The organism is Pedobacter sp. AC464 (genome assembly GCF_979253075.1).
Genome location: NZ_CEEDBV010000001.1, coordinates 444802 through 463660, shown reverse-complemented (window position 1 = coordinate 463660; position 18859 = coordinate 444802). Strand labels below are relative to the sequence as shown.

General features: G+C 42.0%; 15 protein-coding genes, 1 tRNA gene and 1 pseudogene. 2 read left to right on the top strand and 15 right to left on the bottom strand.

What is annotated here, in order from left to right:
* Window positions 1-60 precede the first annotated feature (60 nt).
* The 6 genes from AC0IWT_RS01995 to AC0IWT_RS01970 all read right to left on the bottom strand — a co-directional run bounded on the left by AC0IWT_RS01995 (window position 61) and on the right by AC0IWT_RS01970 (window position 10204).
* Entirely contained in the window at window positions 61-1446 is a 1386-nt protein-coding gene (locus AC0IWT_RS01995) for a DUF3863 domain-containing protein (RefSeq protein ID WP_471795755.1), read from the bottom strand.
* Window positions 1447-1509: 63 nt separating this feature from the next.
* The gene (locus tag AC0IWT_RS01990; RefSeq protein WP_471795754.1) at window positions 1510-3246 is read right to left on the bottom strand and encodes a RagB/SusD family nutrient uptake outer membrane protein; all 1737 of its coding nucleotides are present in this window, start codon (window positions 3244-3246) and stop codon (window positions 1510-1512) included.
* Between the two features lie 10 nt (window positions 3247-3256).
* The gene (locus AC0IWT_RS01985) at window positions 3257-6643 is read right to left on the bottom strand and encodes a SusC/RagA family TonB-linked outer membrane protein (RefSeq protein WP_471795753.1); all 3387 of its coding nucleotides are present in this window, start codon (window positions 6641-6643) and stop codon (window positions 3257-3259) included.
* Window positions 6644-6867: 224 nt separating this feature from the next.
* A complete protein-coding gene (locus AC0IWT_RS01980; RefSeq protein ID WP_471795752.1) occupies window positions 6868-7992 on the bottom strand; it encodes a FecR family protein in 1125 nt (374 codons plus the stop codon).
* A gap of 69 nt (window positions 7993-8061) precedes the next feature.
* Complete coding sequence (locus AC0IWT_RS01975) at window positions 8062-8634, bottom strand: RNA polymerase sigma factor (RefSeq protein ID WP_471795751.1); 573 nt, start codon at window positions 8632-8634, stop codon at window positions 8062-8064.
* Between the two features lie 544 nt (window positions 8635-9178).
* Window positions 9179-10204 (bottom strand): GntR family transcriptional regulator, encoded by a 1026-nt coding sequence (locus tag AC0IWT_RS01970; RefSeq protein WP_471795750.1) that lies wholly within the window; start codon window positions 10202-10204, stop codon window positions 9179-9181.
* 1354 nt (window positions 10205-11558) lie between these two features.
* On the opposite strand from AC0IWT_RS01970, the gene AC0IWT_RS01965 reads away from it, so the two are divergent.
* Window positions 11559-11690, top strand: a complete 132-nt coding sequence (locus AC0IWT_RS01965) for a hypothetical protein (RefSeq protein ID WP_255352785.1) — start codon at window positions 11559-11561, stop codon at window positions 11688-11690.
* A 146-nt stretch (window positions 11691-11836) separates the two neighbouring features.
* On the opposite strand, the gene AC0IWT_RS01960 is transcribed toward AC0IWT_RS01965, so the two are convergent.
* The 7 genes from AC0IWT_RS01960 to traJ all read right to left on the bottom strand — a co-directional run bounded on the left by AC0IWT_RS01960 (window position 11837) and on the right by traJ (window position 16657).
* A complete protein-coding gene (locus AC0IWT_RS01960) occupies window positions 11837-12016 on the bottom strand; it encodes a histone H1 (protein WP_471795749.1) in 180 nt (59 codons plus the stop codon).
* 77 nt (window positions 12017-12093) lie between these two features.
* Complete coding sequence (locus AC0IWT_RS01955; protein WP_471795748.1) at window positions 12094-13755, bottom strand: hypothetical protein; 1662 nt, start codon at window positions 13753-13755, stop codon at window positions 12094-12096.
* Complete coding sequence (gene traM / locus AC0IWT_RS01950) at window positions 13748-14170, bottom strand: conjugative transposon protein TraM (RefSeq protein WP_471795747.1); 423 nt, start codon at window positions 14168-14170, stop codon at window positions 13748-13750. The genes AC0IWT_RS01955 and traM overlap by 8 nt, the downstream gene beginning before the upstream one ends.
* Window positions 14171-14199: 29 nt before the next feature.
* Window positions 14200-14805: a hypothetical protein gene (locus AC0IWT_RS01945; protein ID WP_471795746.1), complete on the bottom strand. Its 606-nt coding sequence runs from the start codon at window positions 14803-14805 to the stop codon at window positions 14200-14202.
* Window positions 14806-14817: 12 nt separating this feature from the next.
* Window positions 14818-15027 carry a hypothetical protein gene (locus AC0IWT_RS01940; RefSeq protein ID WP_471795745.1) on the bottom strand — a complete coding sequence of 70 codons (210 nt, stop codon included), beginning with the start codon at window positions 15025-15027 and terminating at the stop codon, window positions 14818-14820.
* Between the two features lies 1 nt (window position 15028).
* Window positions 15029-15643: a conjugative transposon protein TraK gene (gene traK / locus AC0IWT_RS01935; RefSeq protein WP_471795744.1), complete on the bottom strand. Its 615-nt coding sequence runs from the start codon at window positions 15641-15643 to the stop codon at window positions 15029-15031.
* 15 nt (window positions 15644-15658) lie between these two features.
* Complete coding sequence (gene traJ, locus AC0IWT_RS01930; protein ID WP_471795743.1) at window positions 15659-16657, bottom strand: conjugative transposon protein TraJ; 999 nt, start codon at window positions 16655-16657, stop codon at window positions 15659-15661.
* On the opposite strand from traJ, the pseudogene AC0IWT_RS01925 reads away from it, so the two are divergent.
* Window positions 16639-17202, top strand: a pseudogene (locus AC0IWT_RS01925) (recombinase family protein); the annotation flags it as partial. The gene traJ and the pseudogene AC0IWT_RS01925 sit on opposite strands and share 19 nt — an antisense overlap.
* Before the next feature lie 722 nt (window positions 17203-17924).
* Here the strand turns inward: AC0IWT_RS01925 and AC0IWT_RS01920 are convergent.
* Together AC0IWT_RS01920 and AC0IWT_RS01915 are read right to left on the bottom strand one after the other, a co-directional pair.
* Window positions 17925-18008: transfer RNA gene (locus AC0IWT_RS01920), tRNA-Leu, on the bottom strand.
* 46 nt (window positions 18009-18054) lie between these two features.
* Window positions 18055-18819: an MBL fold metallo-hydrolase gene (locus tag AC0IWT_RS01915; RefSeq protein WP_471795742.1), complete on the bottom strand. Its 765-nt coding sequence runs from the start codon at window positions 18817-18819 to the stop codon at window positions 18055-18057.
* Window positions 18820-18859 lie beyond the last annotated feature (40 nt).

Sequence of the window (18859 nt, the reverse complement as noted above, 5' to 3'; positions counted from 1 at the left end):
TGCAAGTAATTGTATTCGTTGATAAACATTGATTGGATAGCATTAAGTCAAGGTTCTGTGCTATCGCACCGGTATGATTTCGGGATATCTTTTTTTGATGATCATCATGGAAGGAACGGGCATGGCAGTCAACGCAACGGGCTTATCCTGCGGGCGTGTCTGTTTCTGATTGATGTCGCCTAGCAGGCTCCACTGTCGGGTCATGCCCTGCGGCTGTTTAGCCGTGAGGTCATACCTGGTGAAATCGATAGCCATCTCAGGTCCGTTAACTTTCCAATCCCGCAGGAGTGCGAGCCTGAAGTCCCGGTTCATAAACCAGCTGATCTCCATATTGGCATCTGAACCGCCGATACCTGAGCCTCTTTCGACAAACCTGTAATTGAAATCATTGGCTTTATAATGTTTTCTCCATAGTTCTCCAAATTCTCCCTGCGTAATTAATCTGGTATCAGGCCAGCGCTTTTTTACGCCGCGTACCCAGTCCGTTAACCTGGCGGGATCATATATCAGGCTTAATTCCCAGCAGTTTGTCACCCATGCAAAGCCGTTGAGGTCAAAGCCTTTGTCAAAGTGGATTGCAGTGGTGTGCATCATTTCCTGGAGACCAATCTCGTTTCCGTGGCGGCCTAGGGTCTCTATTGGCCCCACGCCTAGCCGGCTGTTGAAACCGCCTGCCCTTCCCTGCCGTCTTCCCGCAAGAAAGTCAACTGTCCAGCCGTCCAGGTTTACGCAGTCTATGAAATCTTTTTCGCCCTGGGCGGGCTTACAAAAATGCTCTTTGGAAGGGTAAAACGGATAACTCACAGATCCGTCCCCATCCTGGTTGTCTATGGCGAACTGGCTCCAAATATTTCCCTGGCAGACATGAATATTTTCTTTTTCTGCTAGATACTGCTGGTTTTCCGAGGATAGAAAGCCCGCAACCACGCTGAGCGGTCTGTAATTTTTTCCAACCATTTTTCCCACCAGCGCCAAGCCGTCATGAAGATCCCTATTGACCTGCTCGGTATCGTTGTAAGCATTAGCGAAATAAGCGCCGGGAATAAAGGTAACTTCGTCTCCATACTTATAATGATATTCAGTGATAAGTTTTCTGATCTGCTGGTAATTTGAGGTCTTATCGTTCAGGGCAAGCCAACTGAGCGCCCATGTCATCTTTGCGCCCGGAAAGCCTTCTTCGAGCGCGTTGCGAAAGGCTTTCACCCTTTCTGGCGTGTGAAGAGACCGCTCATCCTCTCCGACATTTTTGTCACGGGATACCTCTATTTGATTTACACGGATTACCGTATTGAAGGTGAGGAACCTTGAGCCCATAAGCCCCTGCTCAGACTCTTTTACTTTTTCCTGCTGAGCAAAGCCCAAATTGGAAAACAAAACCCAAAAAAGGAGTATTGCGTATTTTTTTCTAATCATATCAAAATTCTTTGCATTGTGTGAATGTGCCATAAAGGCGGTTATTAACAAAAAAAACCGGCCGGCAAAAGCCGACCGATTCATACTAACCAACTTCTACCATCCTGGATTTTGATCCAATTTTTTCCCGCTATTGGCATAAAAAGAAATCTCTCTCAGCGGAAGCGGCTGAAGATAATCCCTGGCAGGGTTAAATTTTCTTCCGGTTTCGGCTATCAAAAATCCATTCGCATCTACCCGTGTAAGGTAAGTTGCATTGCTATATGGTGCGCGTGTCGCCCATTGGGTTCCAGTAATTTTGATGCCTTTAATATCCTGTGGCAATTCTGTCTCTGCAGTTTTCCATCTTCTTAAATCATCGTAACGAAACCCTTCTAGCGCTAACTCGACTGTTCTTTCCCTTCTGATTTCGGTACGCATGTTCAAACCGTTGGAGCTCACAAATGCATTTGTCAACCTTGGCATGCCCGAACGTGATCTTATTTTGTTTATTGTCAAATCCAAATCGATATCGGTAATGGAACCGTTTCTTTCATATACAGCTTCTGCATAGTTTAACAATACCTCCGCATAACGCATGATATGCTTGTCAAAGTCGAAAAGACTCGAAGTACCAAGGCGACCAGAATTATTTGCAGCGGCGTCTTCAGACATATACTTATAAAGAATATAACCGGTGTTGAAGTTTCGCTGTGGGTTATCTGGCCAGTTGGCAATTTTTGTAACAGGATTAAATACGCGGTTAGTAAGTGTACCCGGTATAATCATGGTCATTGTCATTCTCGGATCCCTGTCCTGAAACTCAGAGACAAAGGTCTGATATCCCTGAAACACAGTTCCAGGTGCTGTAATCGGAAGTCCGTTCTTATCAAGGTAAAGGTCTGCCATTTTTCTGGTCGGATTGTATCCATCCTGATCATAGGCATAAGGAACGTCATGTCCGAAGATATTCCTTGCATAACGTCTGTCAAGCATGGTTTCTTTGGAGTCATCGCCCGCCTCCAAAAACAGATAACGGTAGCTCTGAGTTCCATTACCAGTATATAAGGTATAAACTCCACCACTGATAACTTCCTGTGAAGCAGCTATGGCAGCGTCCAGATAGGTGTTTGCAGATGCATCTCCGCGGGATTTCTGCCATGTCCCTTCAAAAAGGGCAACTCTGGAAGCAAGGCCCAGTGCTATGCCTTTTGTTATACGGCCGACGTCGCCGCCGGAGGTTTGCAAGGGTAGATCCGTTTTTGCAGCACTCAAGTCAGCAAGAATGAAGTCTGCAGTCTGACCTCGGGTTGAGCGTGGTGCAAATAAGCCCTCGTCTCCCGATTGAAGTACCTTTGAGATTAGCGGAACGCCACCATAAAGCCTGAAAAGCTTGTAATAATAATATGCCCTAAAAAACTTGGCTTCTGCCACGTATTGCTTAATGCCGGCATCCGAACTTCCAGTACCCTTGTCGATAATATTATTCGCATAGCGGATATTGGTGTATAATCCAGACCATGATGTGGTTTCGGAGGGCAACAACTGTCCATTACTCACCGGATTCGGATTGTTGAAGGCAATGTCGGATTGAGTATCTTCAGTTCCCCACTGATCAAGTCCTTGATAAAGCACATTTGCGGCTAATTTAAAGTCTGCGGCAGTTTTATAGAAAGTTGCATCCGAGATATTGTCCTCAGGAACCAAATTAAGATCTTTCTTGCAGCCCGAAAGCGCAGCTAATAAAAGCAAAAGGCAAAAACCGGACTTCATCTTATGTGCCAACGACCATCCCACGGGCCAGGCGCGTAACCTGTTAAGATTGCTATATTGATTGATATTTTGAATTTTCATAAAAGTTGTTTTAAAATTTAACATTCAAACCAAGTGAATAAATTTTGCTAAAAGGATAGGTTCCTTCATTTCTGAATGCATCTTCAGGATCGAAATTGCCTCCTAATGTGCCTTTGGAAATGGTGAAAAGATCCTGTCCACTAAGGAAAATTCTTGCGGACTTCAATTTAACTGCCTTTGCAATATTGTCAGGCAGATTATAGCCCAAGGTTATCACTTTAAACCGCAGGTAGGATACGTTGCGCATCACAAGTGTCGATGAGCGGTAGTTGTTGGAACGTAGGTCATCAAAGCCAACGTTGCCGGGAATGAACCTCGGATATTCGGCATCAGTTCTTGAAGGGCTCCAGGTTTTACCATTGAAATAAGCAAGGGAAGGCCAGAAGAATGTGTTAGGTGTTGCAATATTACCGCCATACTGGACATCACGCTTACCAACGCCTTGTAAAAATACTGACAAATCAAACTTCTTCCAGCCTACATTGATATTTGAAGAAAAAGTATATCTCGGAGTCAAATCACCAAGATATTGCATGTCTCCGGCAAGCCCTTTGGTCTTGTCACCGAAAGGCGTTAAAACGCCGTCGCCGTCAAGGTCCTTAAACATCGCGTCTCCAATACCGATTCTGGCAGGAATACCCTGAAGCTTTTTATAAGAATCTAGTTGCGCCTGGTTCTGGATGATATCGTCGAACACATAACCGAAGTAAGAGTTTATAGCATAGCCTTGTCTAAACTGATTCAAGCCTACCTGAGGATTGTCAGTATTTTTCAGTTCCATAAGCTTATTCTGCGCGTCGCTCAACTGCACAGAAACACTATATCTGAATGCACCAACATTGTCTTTCCAGGTCGCAATAGCTTCAAACCCTTTTGTCTTTAATCTACCCTGGTTTGAAGAAGGAGCTGAACCGCCAAAAGTCGCGGGCACAGCAATCGCCACAAGCATATCATCATTAATTTTGTTAAAATAATCGAAAGAGAAGCTTAGTCTGGATTTAAGCAAGGAAACATCAACACCGATATTACGGTTCTCAATGGTTTCCCATGTTCTGTCTGATGAGGCAGGGTTTGATCTTGCCCCTTGCAGTCCCGCATTTGGCGACCCTAAGGGATATGTCCCAGTCACATTAATCAATGGAATATAATCATACAAACCAAGTGCTCCAATTTCCTGATTACCCATTTTACCCCAAGAAGCGCGTAGCTTCAATTGATTAATAACAGGAATTGCTTTTATAAAATTTTCTTCAGAAAGGTTGTAAGCCAGTGAAGCAGACGGGAACACGGCGCTCCAACGTTTGTCTTCGGCGAATTTTGAACTTCCGTCCGCACGGGCTGTTACATCGATTATGAGCTTTTCTTTGAATGAATAACTTAATCTACCAAAATATGACCCTAAAGATTGTCTGTTTAAAAAACCGCCGAAATTTGCATAAGCAACGTTAGTACGGTCGGCCAGGTTTAAAGTAAAAATATCATTACTCACAAAATTATATCCCCAGGTATTCTGTCCATCACTTTTGGTCTTCTCGATAGATGCTCCTGCAGTAATGTTTATCCGATGGCTTTGGCTTAACTGCTTGTTGTAATCTGCGTAAACCTGATACAACTCATTTATGTTCCTGTTATTGCTGTATTGAGCAGAGTTGGGTGCCTGGCGAATGTCCTGAACACCGCCTGCGTAATTATACCTGGTAAAAGTTGGCCTCGTGTAATTGTTATTGTTATAATTTAGTCTAAGAGCGGCCTGAGCAGTTAGTTTCAAACCAGGGATAACGGTGTAATCTGCTTTGAAATTTGTGGCGAAGTTTGAAGAATTATCTCTTGAAATTCCCGCCTCGGTCAAACTCTGCGCTGGATTCTCGTAGCCCTGATATCCGTAAAATTGACCCGCCGGATTGAATACCGGCTGATAAGGGAATTGTCTGGTGACGTTGGTTAAAGCATTTCCTAAATCTGTCGGGTTGGTATTGCCGATGTTCGTGTAGCTTGTACGGGTTTCCAAAGTGAACTTTGGTGTCAAGCGAAAATCGTAATTCAAACGAAGATTGTAACGCTGGGAATTATTTATACCATACCTAACAATACCTTCATCTTTATTATATCCCGCAGAGAACAGATAGTTATTATTTTCTCCCCCGCCTGAAATTGAGATGTTATGGAGTTGCTGAATGGCATTCTTATAAATTTCCTTGTTCCAGTCGGTGTAGCCGAAGAAGCCAGGATAATTTGTTATGTTATAGTTCCAGCCTATCGCTTCGAATGGCGCATTGGCGCGAATCTTGTCAAAAACCGATTGTGGGAACCCTGCGATTCCAACGTTACGTAACCCTTCATCCATAAATTCTGCGAATTCAAGGGTATTTTGCATCTTGCGCAGGTAAGTCGGTTCTTTGAGTCCGAAAGTTGCACTATAGCTTACTTCCGGAGGACCATTTTTCCCTTTTTTTGTTGTCACAATCACTACCCCATCTCCGGCACGTGCACCATATATTGCAGCAGCAGCGTCTTTAAGTACGGATAATTCAGCGATATCAGCAGGATTAATCGTATTAAAGATTGTAAAACTTGTCGGCACACCGTCAACGAGTACTAATGGAGAATTCCCATTAATCGACGAAGATCCACGGATGTTAAAGCCGTATTCTGAAGCACCAGGCTGACCAGAACCTTTGGTAATCGTGAAGCCTGGAACAGTCCCTTGCAACGCGTCTAAACTATTATTTAGCGGCCTGTTTTCAAAAACATCAGATTTAACCGTAGAAATTGCACCAGTTACTGCGCCTTTAGCCCTGGTTCCGTATCCCACTACAACAACATCCTGTAATTTCGTATCTGCTTTTGTAAGCCTGACAGTTAAGTTCGCTTGGCCACTATATGTAACCTTTTGTGTTTCATAACCAATAAAGGAAATCACAAGCACTGCCGTTGAGCCGGGCACATCAAGTGAAAAATTTCCAGAAACATCGGTCGTTGCACCGATTTTGGTACCCTCAATCAATACGCTGGCGCCAATAACGGCTAAACCATCAACCGCATCTGTCACAGTACCTGTAACGCGAGCCTTCTTCTGCGCTAATGGGCTTGAATTTAAAGTAATCGGTTTGCTGGTAATAAGGATAGTTTTGTTTTTTACGGTGAACTCGACAGGCTGATCTTTGAAGCAAAGCTCCAAAACAGCCATCAAATCCATATCTTTTGCGCTAATGGAAATAGGCTTGGCGTTCTTCACATCGGCATTATTGTAGAGAAAGTCATAATCGGTCTGTTTGCGAATTTGGGTAATTACCTCTTTGAGCTTAGCAGCCTTTGCGTTTAAAGTAATTTTTTGGGCAAAGATTTCAGCCCTTACCTGCAGAAACGTAACAATTATCAAAACAACGGTTAGTTTCATTTTTAAGAAAGAATTGGAATATACATAGGAGTTCCTGCTGAAAAGTAATTCAGTAAATTTTTTATACATTTGGTTAATGGGTTTAGTTAAACTGTGTTGGTTTATTTTACCTGTGTAGGATTTTATAGTCCGTTAACCAGGGGCGGTTGCAACGTTCCTGGTTATTTTAATTTTTAGTTCAGGTTATCTTTATAAATTATCTCCTTTCTTTTCTTAATTTTTGCTTAATTAGTCACTATTATCTTTTTCGAGGTTATTTTAAAGTGTACTTTTCCTAATTTTTCAAGGTTGGCCAATGATTCGGATAGATTTTTACCTCTAGAAAAAGTACCTCCGAATCTCTCGTTGTTCCGGACATTTGAATATTCCACATCAACGTTATACCAACGTCCCATGATTTTCATAATAGTGTATATGTCCTGGTTATCAAATTGAAAATAGCCGTTCTTCCATGACATGACTTCATCGATGTCGATAGGTTTCACATCAATGCCACCATCCTGGGCGGTCGTCGTTGCTCCCTGTCCTGGACGTATCACCTGAACATTTCCTGATTTTAGATTTTTAATCTTTACTAGTCCACTTATAAGTGAAGTGCTTATAAAATCGTCATCTGTATAGGCGCTAATATTGAAGTGTGTTCCAAGCACCGCGACTTGCTGACCGGCAGTTGAGACAATAAAAGGCTTGCTTTTGTCATGAGCAACTTCAAAGTATGCTTCGCCCCTTAACGAAACCTTCCGTTCACCAGCTGTAAAAGCAACCGGAAAGCTTATTGAAGAGGCTGCATTGAGCCAAACCTTAGTGCCGTCAGAAAGTACCAGCTGGTATTCACCGCCCCGGGGAGTGGTGATGCTATTTGTCATAAGTCCAGCGGTTTTCGCATTTAATGATTTTCCGTAAACCAACTCTCCTGCTGTGGCCTGACTGATTGGGGCGCCACCTTGCCTGGCGATGTTTCCGGAGCGATTTTCAGAAAGGATTACCTGCTCCCCGCCCGCCAAAGTAAGCACTGCTTTATTTCCACCGGGTGTAAAGTCCACCGGCGTCTGTTGAGAAATCAACTGCTTCTTGTCTGTCCCGGATTGATTATAAAATGTCCAGACTATTGCGACAACGAGAAAAATAGCGGCAGCAGCAGAAAACCAATGCCATGGTTCGAACAGTCGGGTTTTTGGTCCTAAAGTAGCCCATACCCTTTGTTTTGCCCTTTCCACCTCGCCTTCCGAAATTTCCTGCGGCTGAGGCACCCAGTTAGCATACCAAGTTTCTAAAAACTCTTTCTCCTCTTGCGTGATTGTACCCTCCCTGTATTTAGTCAATAAATCATCAATGTTATAGTTGGGCATAAATATTCTGGGCTTATATTTTATAGACAATTAAGTGGTGTGTCAGGGGGGTAAAAAAAGTGAAATTATTTACACAAAAAGAATGACTATCAGAAACAATACGCCCAGCTTAACTTTGAGCACCTTCAGGGCATTCTTTACATGGCTTCTCACGGATTGTTCCGTTATGTCAAGTCTTGTTGCAATCTCCCGATGTGTAAGGTGGTCTCCCCTACTCATCAGAAATACCCGTCTCATCTTTGGTGGCAATGCTTCGATTTCTCTTTGAATAAGCTGGTCCAGTAATCGTTCCCGGACAAGATGATCGGTCTCGGCTTCAAAGTTCGTCTCAACGGCCAGTGATATCTTGTATTTTTCCTGGAAGTTATTTCTTGAAATCAGGTTTAGTATTCGGTTTCGAGTACAAGTAATAAGATAATTCAGCAGACTGCTCCTAATTGAAATTCTAGAACTATTGATCCAAATGTCCAAAAATATTTCTTGGATTACATCTTCTGCTTCCTGAGTATTTTTGAGCCGATTAAGGGCGTGGGCATATAGCACACCAAAGTAACGTTGGTAGATTTCAGCATAAGCGCAGCGATCCCCGGACTGTAATAAATCCCAAAGATGCTCCTCAGTAAGTGAATTATATTTGGTCATCTGTTAAAAGGGTTTTGTGCAATCGCAAACTTATAACTGCTTTCAACGTTACCAAATGTAGTTATACCCGGAACAAATCGCAACCTAATCTGTCTGATCATTTCTTCACCTCAGTTTCTTGTCGCCAAAACAAATCCACAGTTATACCATATTATTAGATCGGCTCAACTGCAAACTACGTTTTAGCTTTAAAAAGTTTCATTATCTTTGAGACAAAAGGAGTGGCCCGTTCTTTTCAGCCAAAACCGCTTTCCACCAAAATGCCGGCGCCATCTTCCTTTTTTAAAGACCAAATACGAATTCGACCTGCTCTTATTTTTAAAGGTATATTTTTTAAATTGTTAAACTGTTACCCACTCTCCGATGACAGGTGACCTGTCTGAAAACGCTGGGTTGCTGAGCTTATCCAAATGTGAAAACGCTATTGCGTATTTCGCAACTTTTGATGAGAGGATATTCATGCTTTTTGAGATTCGGCCATTCTCGTGGATGATTTTTAACATATTCAAGTACTAATTTAATCACGACAATCCTATCGATCTGTTTAAAGGGATTTTCTAAGGGTTACTCTAAAGGGCGTCACTATATGGGATCTTTTAGCATCCATAATCATTTCCGCAGCTGTTTCGCCCATCATTACAAAATCGGTTGAAATGGTGGTTATTCCATTTAATATTATTTTTTTGAGTGGAGTCTCATTATATGAAATCACACCAATATCTTTCCCCAAAATGAGCTTAGCAAGCATAAGTTTATCTATTAGCTCTACCAAGTCGTCTTCCATTAAGTTGATATAGACCGATCCGGGAGATAAGGTTTCATTTTTCAAATTTGATAGAATCTCATAGTCAAAAGCATGGTGTACACAGAAATTTATAAATCCCGTCAAAATGCTCTTCGAGTAGTAACTGTTCGCTGGAAAAATAATTTTTAGGATTTGATAGGCACTAAGGTGTTCGATGAGTTCCTTTAGCGCATGATAGATGTCTTTTTCAAAATCTTCGTATACCGCAGAGAAGTCGCCGGCAATTTCCTTGATCATCTTATCGACGAGTACAAGCTTATCCTTTGGTATTCCATCAATTATTTTATAAGTATTTTCATCTTCATCGTAGAAATGGGGAATGATGACCACTTTGTTATAGAGCTTGACTTTATCCTCAATTATCTTTTTAAATGTTTTAATGTCATTGTTGTATATGTAAAAATCTATCGCACCGCTGTTTCCCAGTTTGCTGACCAGCGCATCATAAATAATTTTTTTATGGTTGCTAAGTTTATTGAAAAGCAGCAATACTTTTTTTGGTTGCGCGAAGTCAACATTGGAGATAAAATAACCTTTTCCAGGGATAGAGTCGACGACGCCAAATTTCTTGAGCTGTCCATATGCGCGTTCAACTGTATTGCGGGCAACTTCCAATGCTAGGCTTAAGTCATTTATCGAGGGCAATACTTCATCTATTTCAAGCTGCTTACTTTCAATTCCCGCTAAAAACGAATTAAATATCTGTAGGTATTTTGGCGTGACTGATTCCTCCTTTAGCTTTATAAATTTCAAATGGTTTTTCATAAATTGGACGAGGAGGTTTTGGTTTTTACTGATTTGCGAGTCCACCCTTGGATCTCTCAGGTAAAGACAATTGTCCTACCCATTAGGGGGGTAAAAAAATGATTTATTTTGCGGAGAAAATTGGTTAAACCGATTTTTTCGGCATCATCACTTGAAATATCTTTATGCTCGCAGAGGTTTGAAAGTAATAAATATTTGCTTTCATTAGCGGCCAGACCGATGAGGCCTTAGTTTAAGATTTTTATATACAAATGGTTACTGGCTGATGCCTATTGTTATTCAGTCCACAAAGAAGGGTATCCCCCGAATCCCTGATCGGGCTGGTATAGGTTCGCACCCTCTGCATCGTCTGATATAGCTGCATAGAGAGATGACAGGGACCCCTGATCGGGTTCCAAAAATCTCCGATTTGCCGTTTCCCGAATGCGATCTCTGCAGCTTTCGAATACCTCAACAAATCCGTGTTATTGCCTCCCGGCTGCGCCGCAATAGATAGCGCAGGGTCTGATTTTGAGGTAATTCTACGCTGCAGCTCTAGTGAGAAAAGGAGGTTGGCAAGTTTGCTCTGGAGGTATTCACGCAAAGCATCATAACTTTTTTCAGATCTCAGATTATCAAAATCCAGGTCTGCCTCATAGCCTATGCTGCTCTAGGTAACGATCCTCGAGCCCGAGGTACTTTTTAATAAATAAACTTTGGTTTGTAGCTGATTTCGATTTCGGCTAGCTGATACAATGCATTTTCCATAATACTTTAATTTAATTATGGTGCCGCCACAGGTTTTACGACCGCCAAAGCACGAAGAAGCAACGGAATAAATGGAAATGCGGGAATGGCCACAGGCGGGTTTATGCCGGAATTTCTTCTGCATGCCGGTTGTTGAACCTAAATTTGTACCGGATTAAATGAACTCTCCGACTTAATATTATTAATATCAAGATAGCTTTAATACTAAATTTCACAAACACCCTCTTATTTGATTTCGGCGAAGTGAACGCAGGTGACGGGCTATTTAGAGTAGGTCAAATAAATATCATACCTGGAAAATAACATGCTCTGCTTAATCAATATGATCTATTCTTCGACTGACCATGTTGATTTCATATCAATATCAGGGTACAAATGATGAATGCACAAGTTTTGAGATCCGCAACAACTTCACTCATAACTCAAAGTCACACAATATCTTTAATTCATTGCCTTTGAATCGTGTAGGAAAAACAATTTCTAAACAAAAGCGATATACGAGGAGGATTTTAAAAGTAAAGAAAGTACGAATGTTCAAAACTTGATGGTTCTCGCTTCTGAAATATTGGTTATATTCAGCGATTAATTCACTTAAAAACAGAACGTTATGGGAATCAAACCAGGTCCGAAAAGAACCGCTGTATCTACCGGAAAACCGGATAAACGTCAGCATGACAACAAGGAAACACCAGGCAACACGCCATCACTGAAGCCTCATAAGCATACAAAAGGAAAATGAGGTTAGTCCCTCGATGATAATTTATGAACCGCTCAAGGAAATTTTTAGTCTGTGTACTAGGAAAGCGGTAATTTTTTTTTAAAAACCTGCTAACTAAAAAAGCCGTGATCGAAGTGAGCACGGCTTGCAAGCTTAATCCGTTTTTTTTACTTTGCAGAATTTTTCTTTTCTGTTACTTCAGCGCGTATTTCCTGCGCAAGAACCTTAAGTTCCTGCATTGCCTTGCGAACTCTGGTACCAGCAGCACCATTATTGGCATCATGAAACTTGGTTACATCATTCTCCACAGCTGAAACCAGTTCTTTTAATTTTGAAAATTTGTCCATTTTTCTTGTTTTTGTTATCAGGCTTTCGCCAATAAGTTTATTAATAGATTTTTTTATGTCTAAAGTAAGAAAAGATTTTAAAGTCCGACACTTTGCTCCTTGCCGGCGACCTTCGCTTTTGTGTTGGACTTATCCAAGACTTTCTCATTTATCTGTTCTTTCAAGAATTGTTCACGCTTTTCGCTTTTACCCTCAAGATTAAAAACATTCAATTGGCTATAACGTGGAACTGCTTCGATTTTAAGCGTTAAAATGTTACCGTCTTTTTCGATAGAAACCGCTGCACGGTCACCGTTTTTGAGACTTGACTCCAGCTTCTCTCTCAGCTTTTCGTTCGCTAACTCTTTAAACGGAAACCTGTCCAATACCTCTTTAAGATCAAAGCCATAGGAAGGGTCGTGATATTGGTTGACATTAAAATTCATATACTTATCCCTTGGACCATCCAGGTCAAGCTTCATCCATGCTTTATAGGCCGCACCCTCCTTCGACAACATATCATCGCGATACACAGCCCTACCTTCTATCAGGTTAAGTGCTTGTGAGGCAGAAAATCCCTTACCCCTGTCTAACCAGAACGTCTGCCCTACGGGTGGGTTTCTGAGTATCCGTGAAAAATCTTTCTCGACAAAAGAAATTTTGCCCTCGTCCATTGCAGCCATCCTATTGCTGTTCTGCTCGGAGGTACCGATTGCCAGTTCCGCCTTGCCGGTCTGCTTTTTAAAAACATCAATCGCCTGCGCAGCATTATCATATTTTATTACTGTGTTCTTTCCCCCATCGATGGATGGAGCAATAATGAGATATGACTGGTCTTTTTCAAGCCCCTTACCTTCGGTAAGCATTACTTCAAATTTATTAAGGTAATAAAAGTCTGACTGAGAAGACTGCCTGAAAAAAAGTTGGAAGTCAACCTGTCCTTTTGTTCCCGTCATTCGGTCATTAAGCTCAAACTCGGGTACATTATTTTTCATTTGCATTTCCATCTTTTCATGCAAATGCTCGGGGAACCCAAGTGAAGAGAGTTCGGTTTTCAATGATTCTAGATTTTTTTGGTTCATGATATTTGGATTATTAAATTGTTGTAAATAACATTGCCAGCTAAACTGTTCAAGTGTTGTTAAACTTTGTGCGTGCTTTTCCACATCCCGGAAGTCTACCCATGGTGGAAAAAAGATTTTGCTGTCATATCCCTGAGGTTTTGTTGCGTGCGCTTGGACTAGATGGTCGAGTGGAGTACCTGTTAAGTAGGATTTTTCAAGCTTCATAGCAATTCCTTCTACCCCTGAATCCTCAGATCGCCCAATATCATCGCCTCTTCCGCGAAACTTAGCTAGTTCGCTAAGCACCCGATCCATTGCTTGTTGCTGTGATGCGAACAGGCGATAGTCTTCAACCTCCGCCCGCCCATAATTCTTCCAGTCCAATACTTTCATGCGCCCCTCTAGCACCGCAGAATGCACGCCATTATTTTCCATGGCCCCATGATTGATGACCGGCTGCTCAATCACAAGGGCGTAGGAGGCCAAACTGATTTTCATTTCTGGATTGCTGGACAGGATCAGTTCTATTTTAACCGGTTTACCAGCGAGCTGCTTATCCAGAAATAGGGTCGGCTCTTCCCATGGGGCATCGTAAAATTTTGAGACAAAAGGGACCAGCGATTCATCAAAGAGACCGAGTTGTTGAATTTGCTCGGATACTTCTGCGATTTGCTGCGCTTTGTGATGGCTAATCATTATCCGCCTTCCGCTTATCGGCATTATTTCGGATGAGTACCTCGAGCCCGGTTTTGATTTTAATTTTTACGCGTTTAAGTTTTTTCGAAAAGAGGCTTTTTGCTGCGTCTATGCCTGCGCCCGCGACTTGTTCGGCCATTGAGCCATCCATGGTGATGACATTCATGCCACGCACAGCGTTGTCTGTACCGTTATTTACCGCGCCGGCTAGGACAGCATCGGGGGCAAAAATTCCCTTTATGCCATCAAGACCGTAGAGGGTTAAATCTACCGGGATAATCCGGTTTTCTATTCTTATCGTCCTAATATCCAACAGGAGACGCTGATTGGTCAGCTGGCAAAGTCCAAATAACATTGTCCCGGAAGGGATCATGACTCCGTTAAGCAAAGCACTGTCCAAAAGTTTTACCTGCATGGAAGAACCCTGTTGTAAGACCTGCTTATCTAAAACCAGCCCGCGGATAGCAGAGAATAAAGTCCCAGGAGTTGTGGCTTCACCATTTTGTGTGAAAGCTTTACAGCTTGCGGATTTTGAACCTCGGCAATTTTTTCCATTAAGGTCGTGAGCTGCTTTAATTCTTCATCTTCACCTTTGGGTGCCTGCATCGTTTTCATCAATAACTCAAGCCGATCGACATCGCTTTTGACCCCGCCGCCTTCTCTATTCTGACTCGCCTGCTTTGAAAGATTTGGATCCGCCCCGGTACTTTCAAGCTCCGCGGTAATCCTTCTTAACCGGTCATCGATATCCCGGCTTTTGAGTTCTACGTCCCTGACAGGTTGAAGGTTTCCAATATTTTCGGCAAGCCCCCGCTCGCCCAATTTCCTTAACGAATCCTTACTGCTGGATTCATAAAATCCCATTTTATCGACGGGGTCATCGTTTCTGAACTTTGCCGAGGGTAATGAGGGATTTATACCTGATGATACCGGATTTGAATCTTTTGCTTTGCCGCCGTCCAGGGCAAAAAATCCCAGGGCCAAAAAAGGCAGGATAATTAATGGAAGCGCCAGAAGCACTATCCTTTTGTCTTTTAATTTTCTTTCCATAAGTACTATTTTTTATAAAAAACCTGTGAGCAAACTAATGCAGTAGAGACCAAAAACTGCTGATATCACCAGCAGCAAAATCTTAAGCCAAATCATGGGAAGCCTTGTTAGGTTTGCATTGATGGCATCCGCCGTTTTTCGCCATGTGTGGATGAGGGTGGCCTTAAGTGCCTTGCCAGTAAAATTTTCTGACTGATGAGGTGATCGTCCTTCAGTTTTCATGTTAAGGTTTTAATGGTAAATCATTGTTTTCTAGCGTCTCCCAGTTCTGTATTAGAAAACCGTGCGGGTTGTTATCCGATCGGGAAACATTACGAACAGAACCGCGGGTTATCAGTCTTCGGCTAAGCCGTGAAGATGAGCGGATAAGTGTCTGCGTCGCGTAGGCACGAAACAGGTACGGAGTTGTGTTCAGATCCACAGTTATGCTATCCACGGTGATCACCTGCGAAACATTAGCTGAAATCAATCCCTTGTAATAGCCCTGCTCTTTAAGGTTATCGTAAGCTTTCTTTGCACTTTCATCAGCGAGGTTGAGTGCGGCAGCGATGTTGGTGGCAATTACTTTTTCATCCGGATCGAGTGAGAAAAAATAGTAATGGAACATTTTGATATGGTCTTTTAGTTCTACTGCTACATTGTCTTTTCTTTCTGCCGAGATCGCTTCCAGGGCTTTCCCGCCTGCCAGTATGTAAATACGGCCCTGTACCTGGCTTACCATTTTGAATGCCTGCCAAACCGCGCCGATACTTATCAGTATACAGGCCACAACCATCAATAAAGAGAAAGTTTTAATGTGGCGAAACGCAGAATCGATGTTTTTAAGTTTATTGAACATGGTAGTGATTTTATGTTATTGAGATTTACCCGACAGGCGCTCTTTCTGGTAGCTTGCCGATGGTCCACCATCCTTGAAATAATCTCCCTGCGCTCCAGCCGCATAACCCTGGGACTGTTTTCTTGCTGCATCTCCAAATGCATCAACTGCCATTCCGCCTCCCGCAGAGATAGAATTCATACCGGCCGATGAAGTTGAGATCACTAATGCATTCATTCTGGAAAGAATGGCATTCCCGCCACCTGCGTGAACGACATAGTTTGCTACGTTCGGCACTGAAAAATAGCCCACGATACCAATAATGAGGAAGATCAAGTAGGCGGTATCAGTTGAGGAAAAAAAAGTATCGCCTGCGGCTTCAATCTGAGAAATATCAAGTTTTATCATATTTTCCTGAATCTTGCCCAGAATGCTGCCGAAGATGTTGGCGATAGGCAACCAAAGAAAAATATTCACATACCTGGCAAGCCAGACCGTTAGGGTCTGCTGAAATCCGTCAAATACACTAAAGCCAAGGACCAAAGGCCCAAGAATGGCCAGGACAATTAGAAAGAAAGTACGGAGCGTATTAATGCAGAGTGCTGAGGCGGCATACAACACTTCGAGCACTTCTTTCAGCCAACCTTTAATGGAGTTCCGGAAATTGTAACTTTGTTTTTCCATATAAAACTGAAGGTCATTTCCTATGCCGTCCAGAAAAGTTTCACCACTTCCGTCCGGATCTTTTGGGTGGGAATATTTGTACCATTTTTCCCTGTCCCCTTGTCCGGTGTCACCTATATACATTTGCCAGTATTTACTTTCTTTTATCGCAGTTTCTTTAGCTTTTAGTAGGGCCTCTATTGCTCTATTAGAATCCGAGACCATGGCACTGGTTGCGGAAACGGTCGGCTGGAGCACGCCATTGATTATGGAAATTACCGATGGAAACATAACAATGCACATTCCTATGGCAAACGGGCGCAGTAGTGGGTATACATCGACGGATTCTGCTGATGCAAGCTGCCTCCACACCCGCGAGGAGATGTACCAAAGGGCGGCTATTGAAGATAGCGGAGCTTGAAAAAAACTTTGGAGTCAAGGTTGTTTCGACTAATGAAAGGATTGATCTGGACACTTCCGATCCTGGCGTCTTTATGAAACGCGCATTCGATTACATGATTGCTAACAAAGAACTATTTACCATCCGCAACAGAACTCGGCAAGGTATGCGAAATGCCAGAGAAAACGGACGATATTTAGGTAGGGCTCCGATCGGATACAAAAATATTCTGGATGGGACAAAAAGAAACAAAATTGGAATTGACTACGTGAAATCTCCAATAATTGAAAAAGTATTTCGCGATTATTTGTTAGGCGTTGCTCCTTATATCATCTTAAAAAGCATAAGGGATATGGGATTTCGATATACCAATCATAATGCTGTTTACGATATCCTTCATAATTGTTTATACGCAGGTTTAGTAAAAGTTCCTGCATATAAGGACTTACCTGAGAAATTTATCAAGGGTAATCATGAGCCAATTATAACCGAAGCTGAGTATTGGCTTGTGCAAAAATTATTAAGTAACAAACGACCTATGAAAGTGAGAACAGATGAGGAATTTCCATTAAGAGGGGTATTAAAATGCTGGTGTGGAAAAAGCATGACTGCTGGATGGTCAAAAGGCAAAAAACAATATTACTTGTATTACAGATGTCTTGAGCACACGAACATCAATATTCCTGGCCAGGTTCTTCACGAACAATTTGACACACTATTGAGAGAGCTAAGTTTTGATGAGGTGCAAATTAAAATTTTAAATCTCGGTGCAGAAGCAATGCTAAAGAACCCAATTAAGGAAAAACGTGAATTACTTCAAAACATGATCGCCGAATTAAAAAATGTAAATACGAAAATCAGCGGGCTGGAGAAAAAATTTATGAATAATGAAATCGAAAGTTCTACCTACAAAAGTTGGTTCAAAAAGTTAAATGAGGAAAAAGCCGCTTTAGAAAATTCACTTAAGCCCAAACCTTCATCTAACCTGTCAACTCAGGAAATTATCCAAAAGGTCTTACCGAATTTAAGAAACCTATTGGGGATATATGAGAAAGGAAATATTTTTCAGAAGCATTCAATTGTCAGAGCGGTGTTCAAAGATTCGTTGGCCTACAGTAATGGGGTATTTAGAACACCTTACATCAATCCAACATTTGAACATAACTTACTGAAGATCAACGAAAAAGGTCTGCTCATTTACGAGCAGACCTCTAAAAAATTAACGAAATCTTCGTTAAGTACTCGAGAGGAGATTCGAACTCCCACACCCGTACGGGCGCCAGCCCCTCAAGCTGGTGCGTCTACCAATTTCGCCACCCGAGTAAGTGGAGTGCAAATATAATTTAATTTTGGATTTTCGAAACAGGATTTATAATTCAATTTTCAAACCATCGTAAGCCAGCCGTATATTCGATGGCAAATTATTTTCTACTTCATTATGCAAGCCTAAATTGTGACTTATGTGTGTTAGATAAGTGGTTTCTGCACCAACCTTTTCTGCAAAAGCTTTCGCCTCATTTAACGTGAAGTGAGAAATGTGCGGTTCATTCTGTAATGCATTAATTACCAATACCCTGGAACCCTTTATCACATTAAAACTTGCGTCGGAGATGGTCTTGGCATCTGTAATGTAAGTGAAATCGCCAATTCTATAGCCGGTAATGGGCAGTAAATGATGCATAACTTCGAACGGGAGAATTGTGTTCTCTCCTATTGTAAACGCATCACCATTGTAAATCGTATGAAGCTTAATCTGCGGTAAACCATGGTATTTGGTATCAGCAAAGATGTAATAAAACTCGCGTTTCAAAGCCGTCTGCACACGTTCTGTGGCGTAAACATCAATAACCTTATGTAAAAGGTAGTTAAACGGACGAATATCGTCTAAACCCGCTATATGATCTTTATGCTCGTGCGTAAATAAAACAGCATCCAAATCTTTCACCCTCTCCCGCAGTAGCTGGTAGCGAAAATCCGGCCCGCTATCTATCACAATGTTCTTATCGTCAGTTTCAATTAAAATTGAAGTCCTTAACCTGTTATTTTTTTTATCGCCCGATGTGCACACTTCACAATTACATGCAATTACCGGAACACCCTGCGACGTACCCGTGCCTAAAAACGTAACTTTCATTATAAAAAATTTTCCTTTCTGTACATGTAATGTGGTTTTG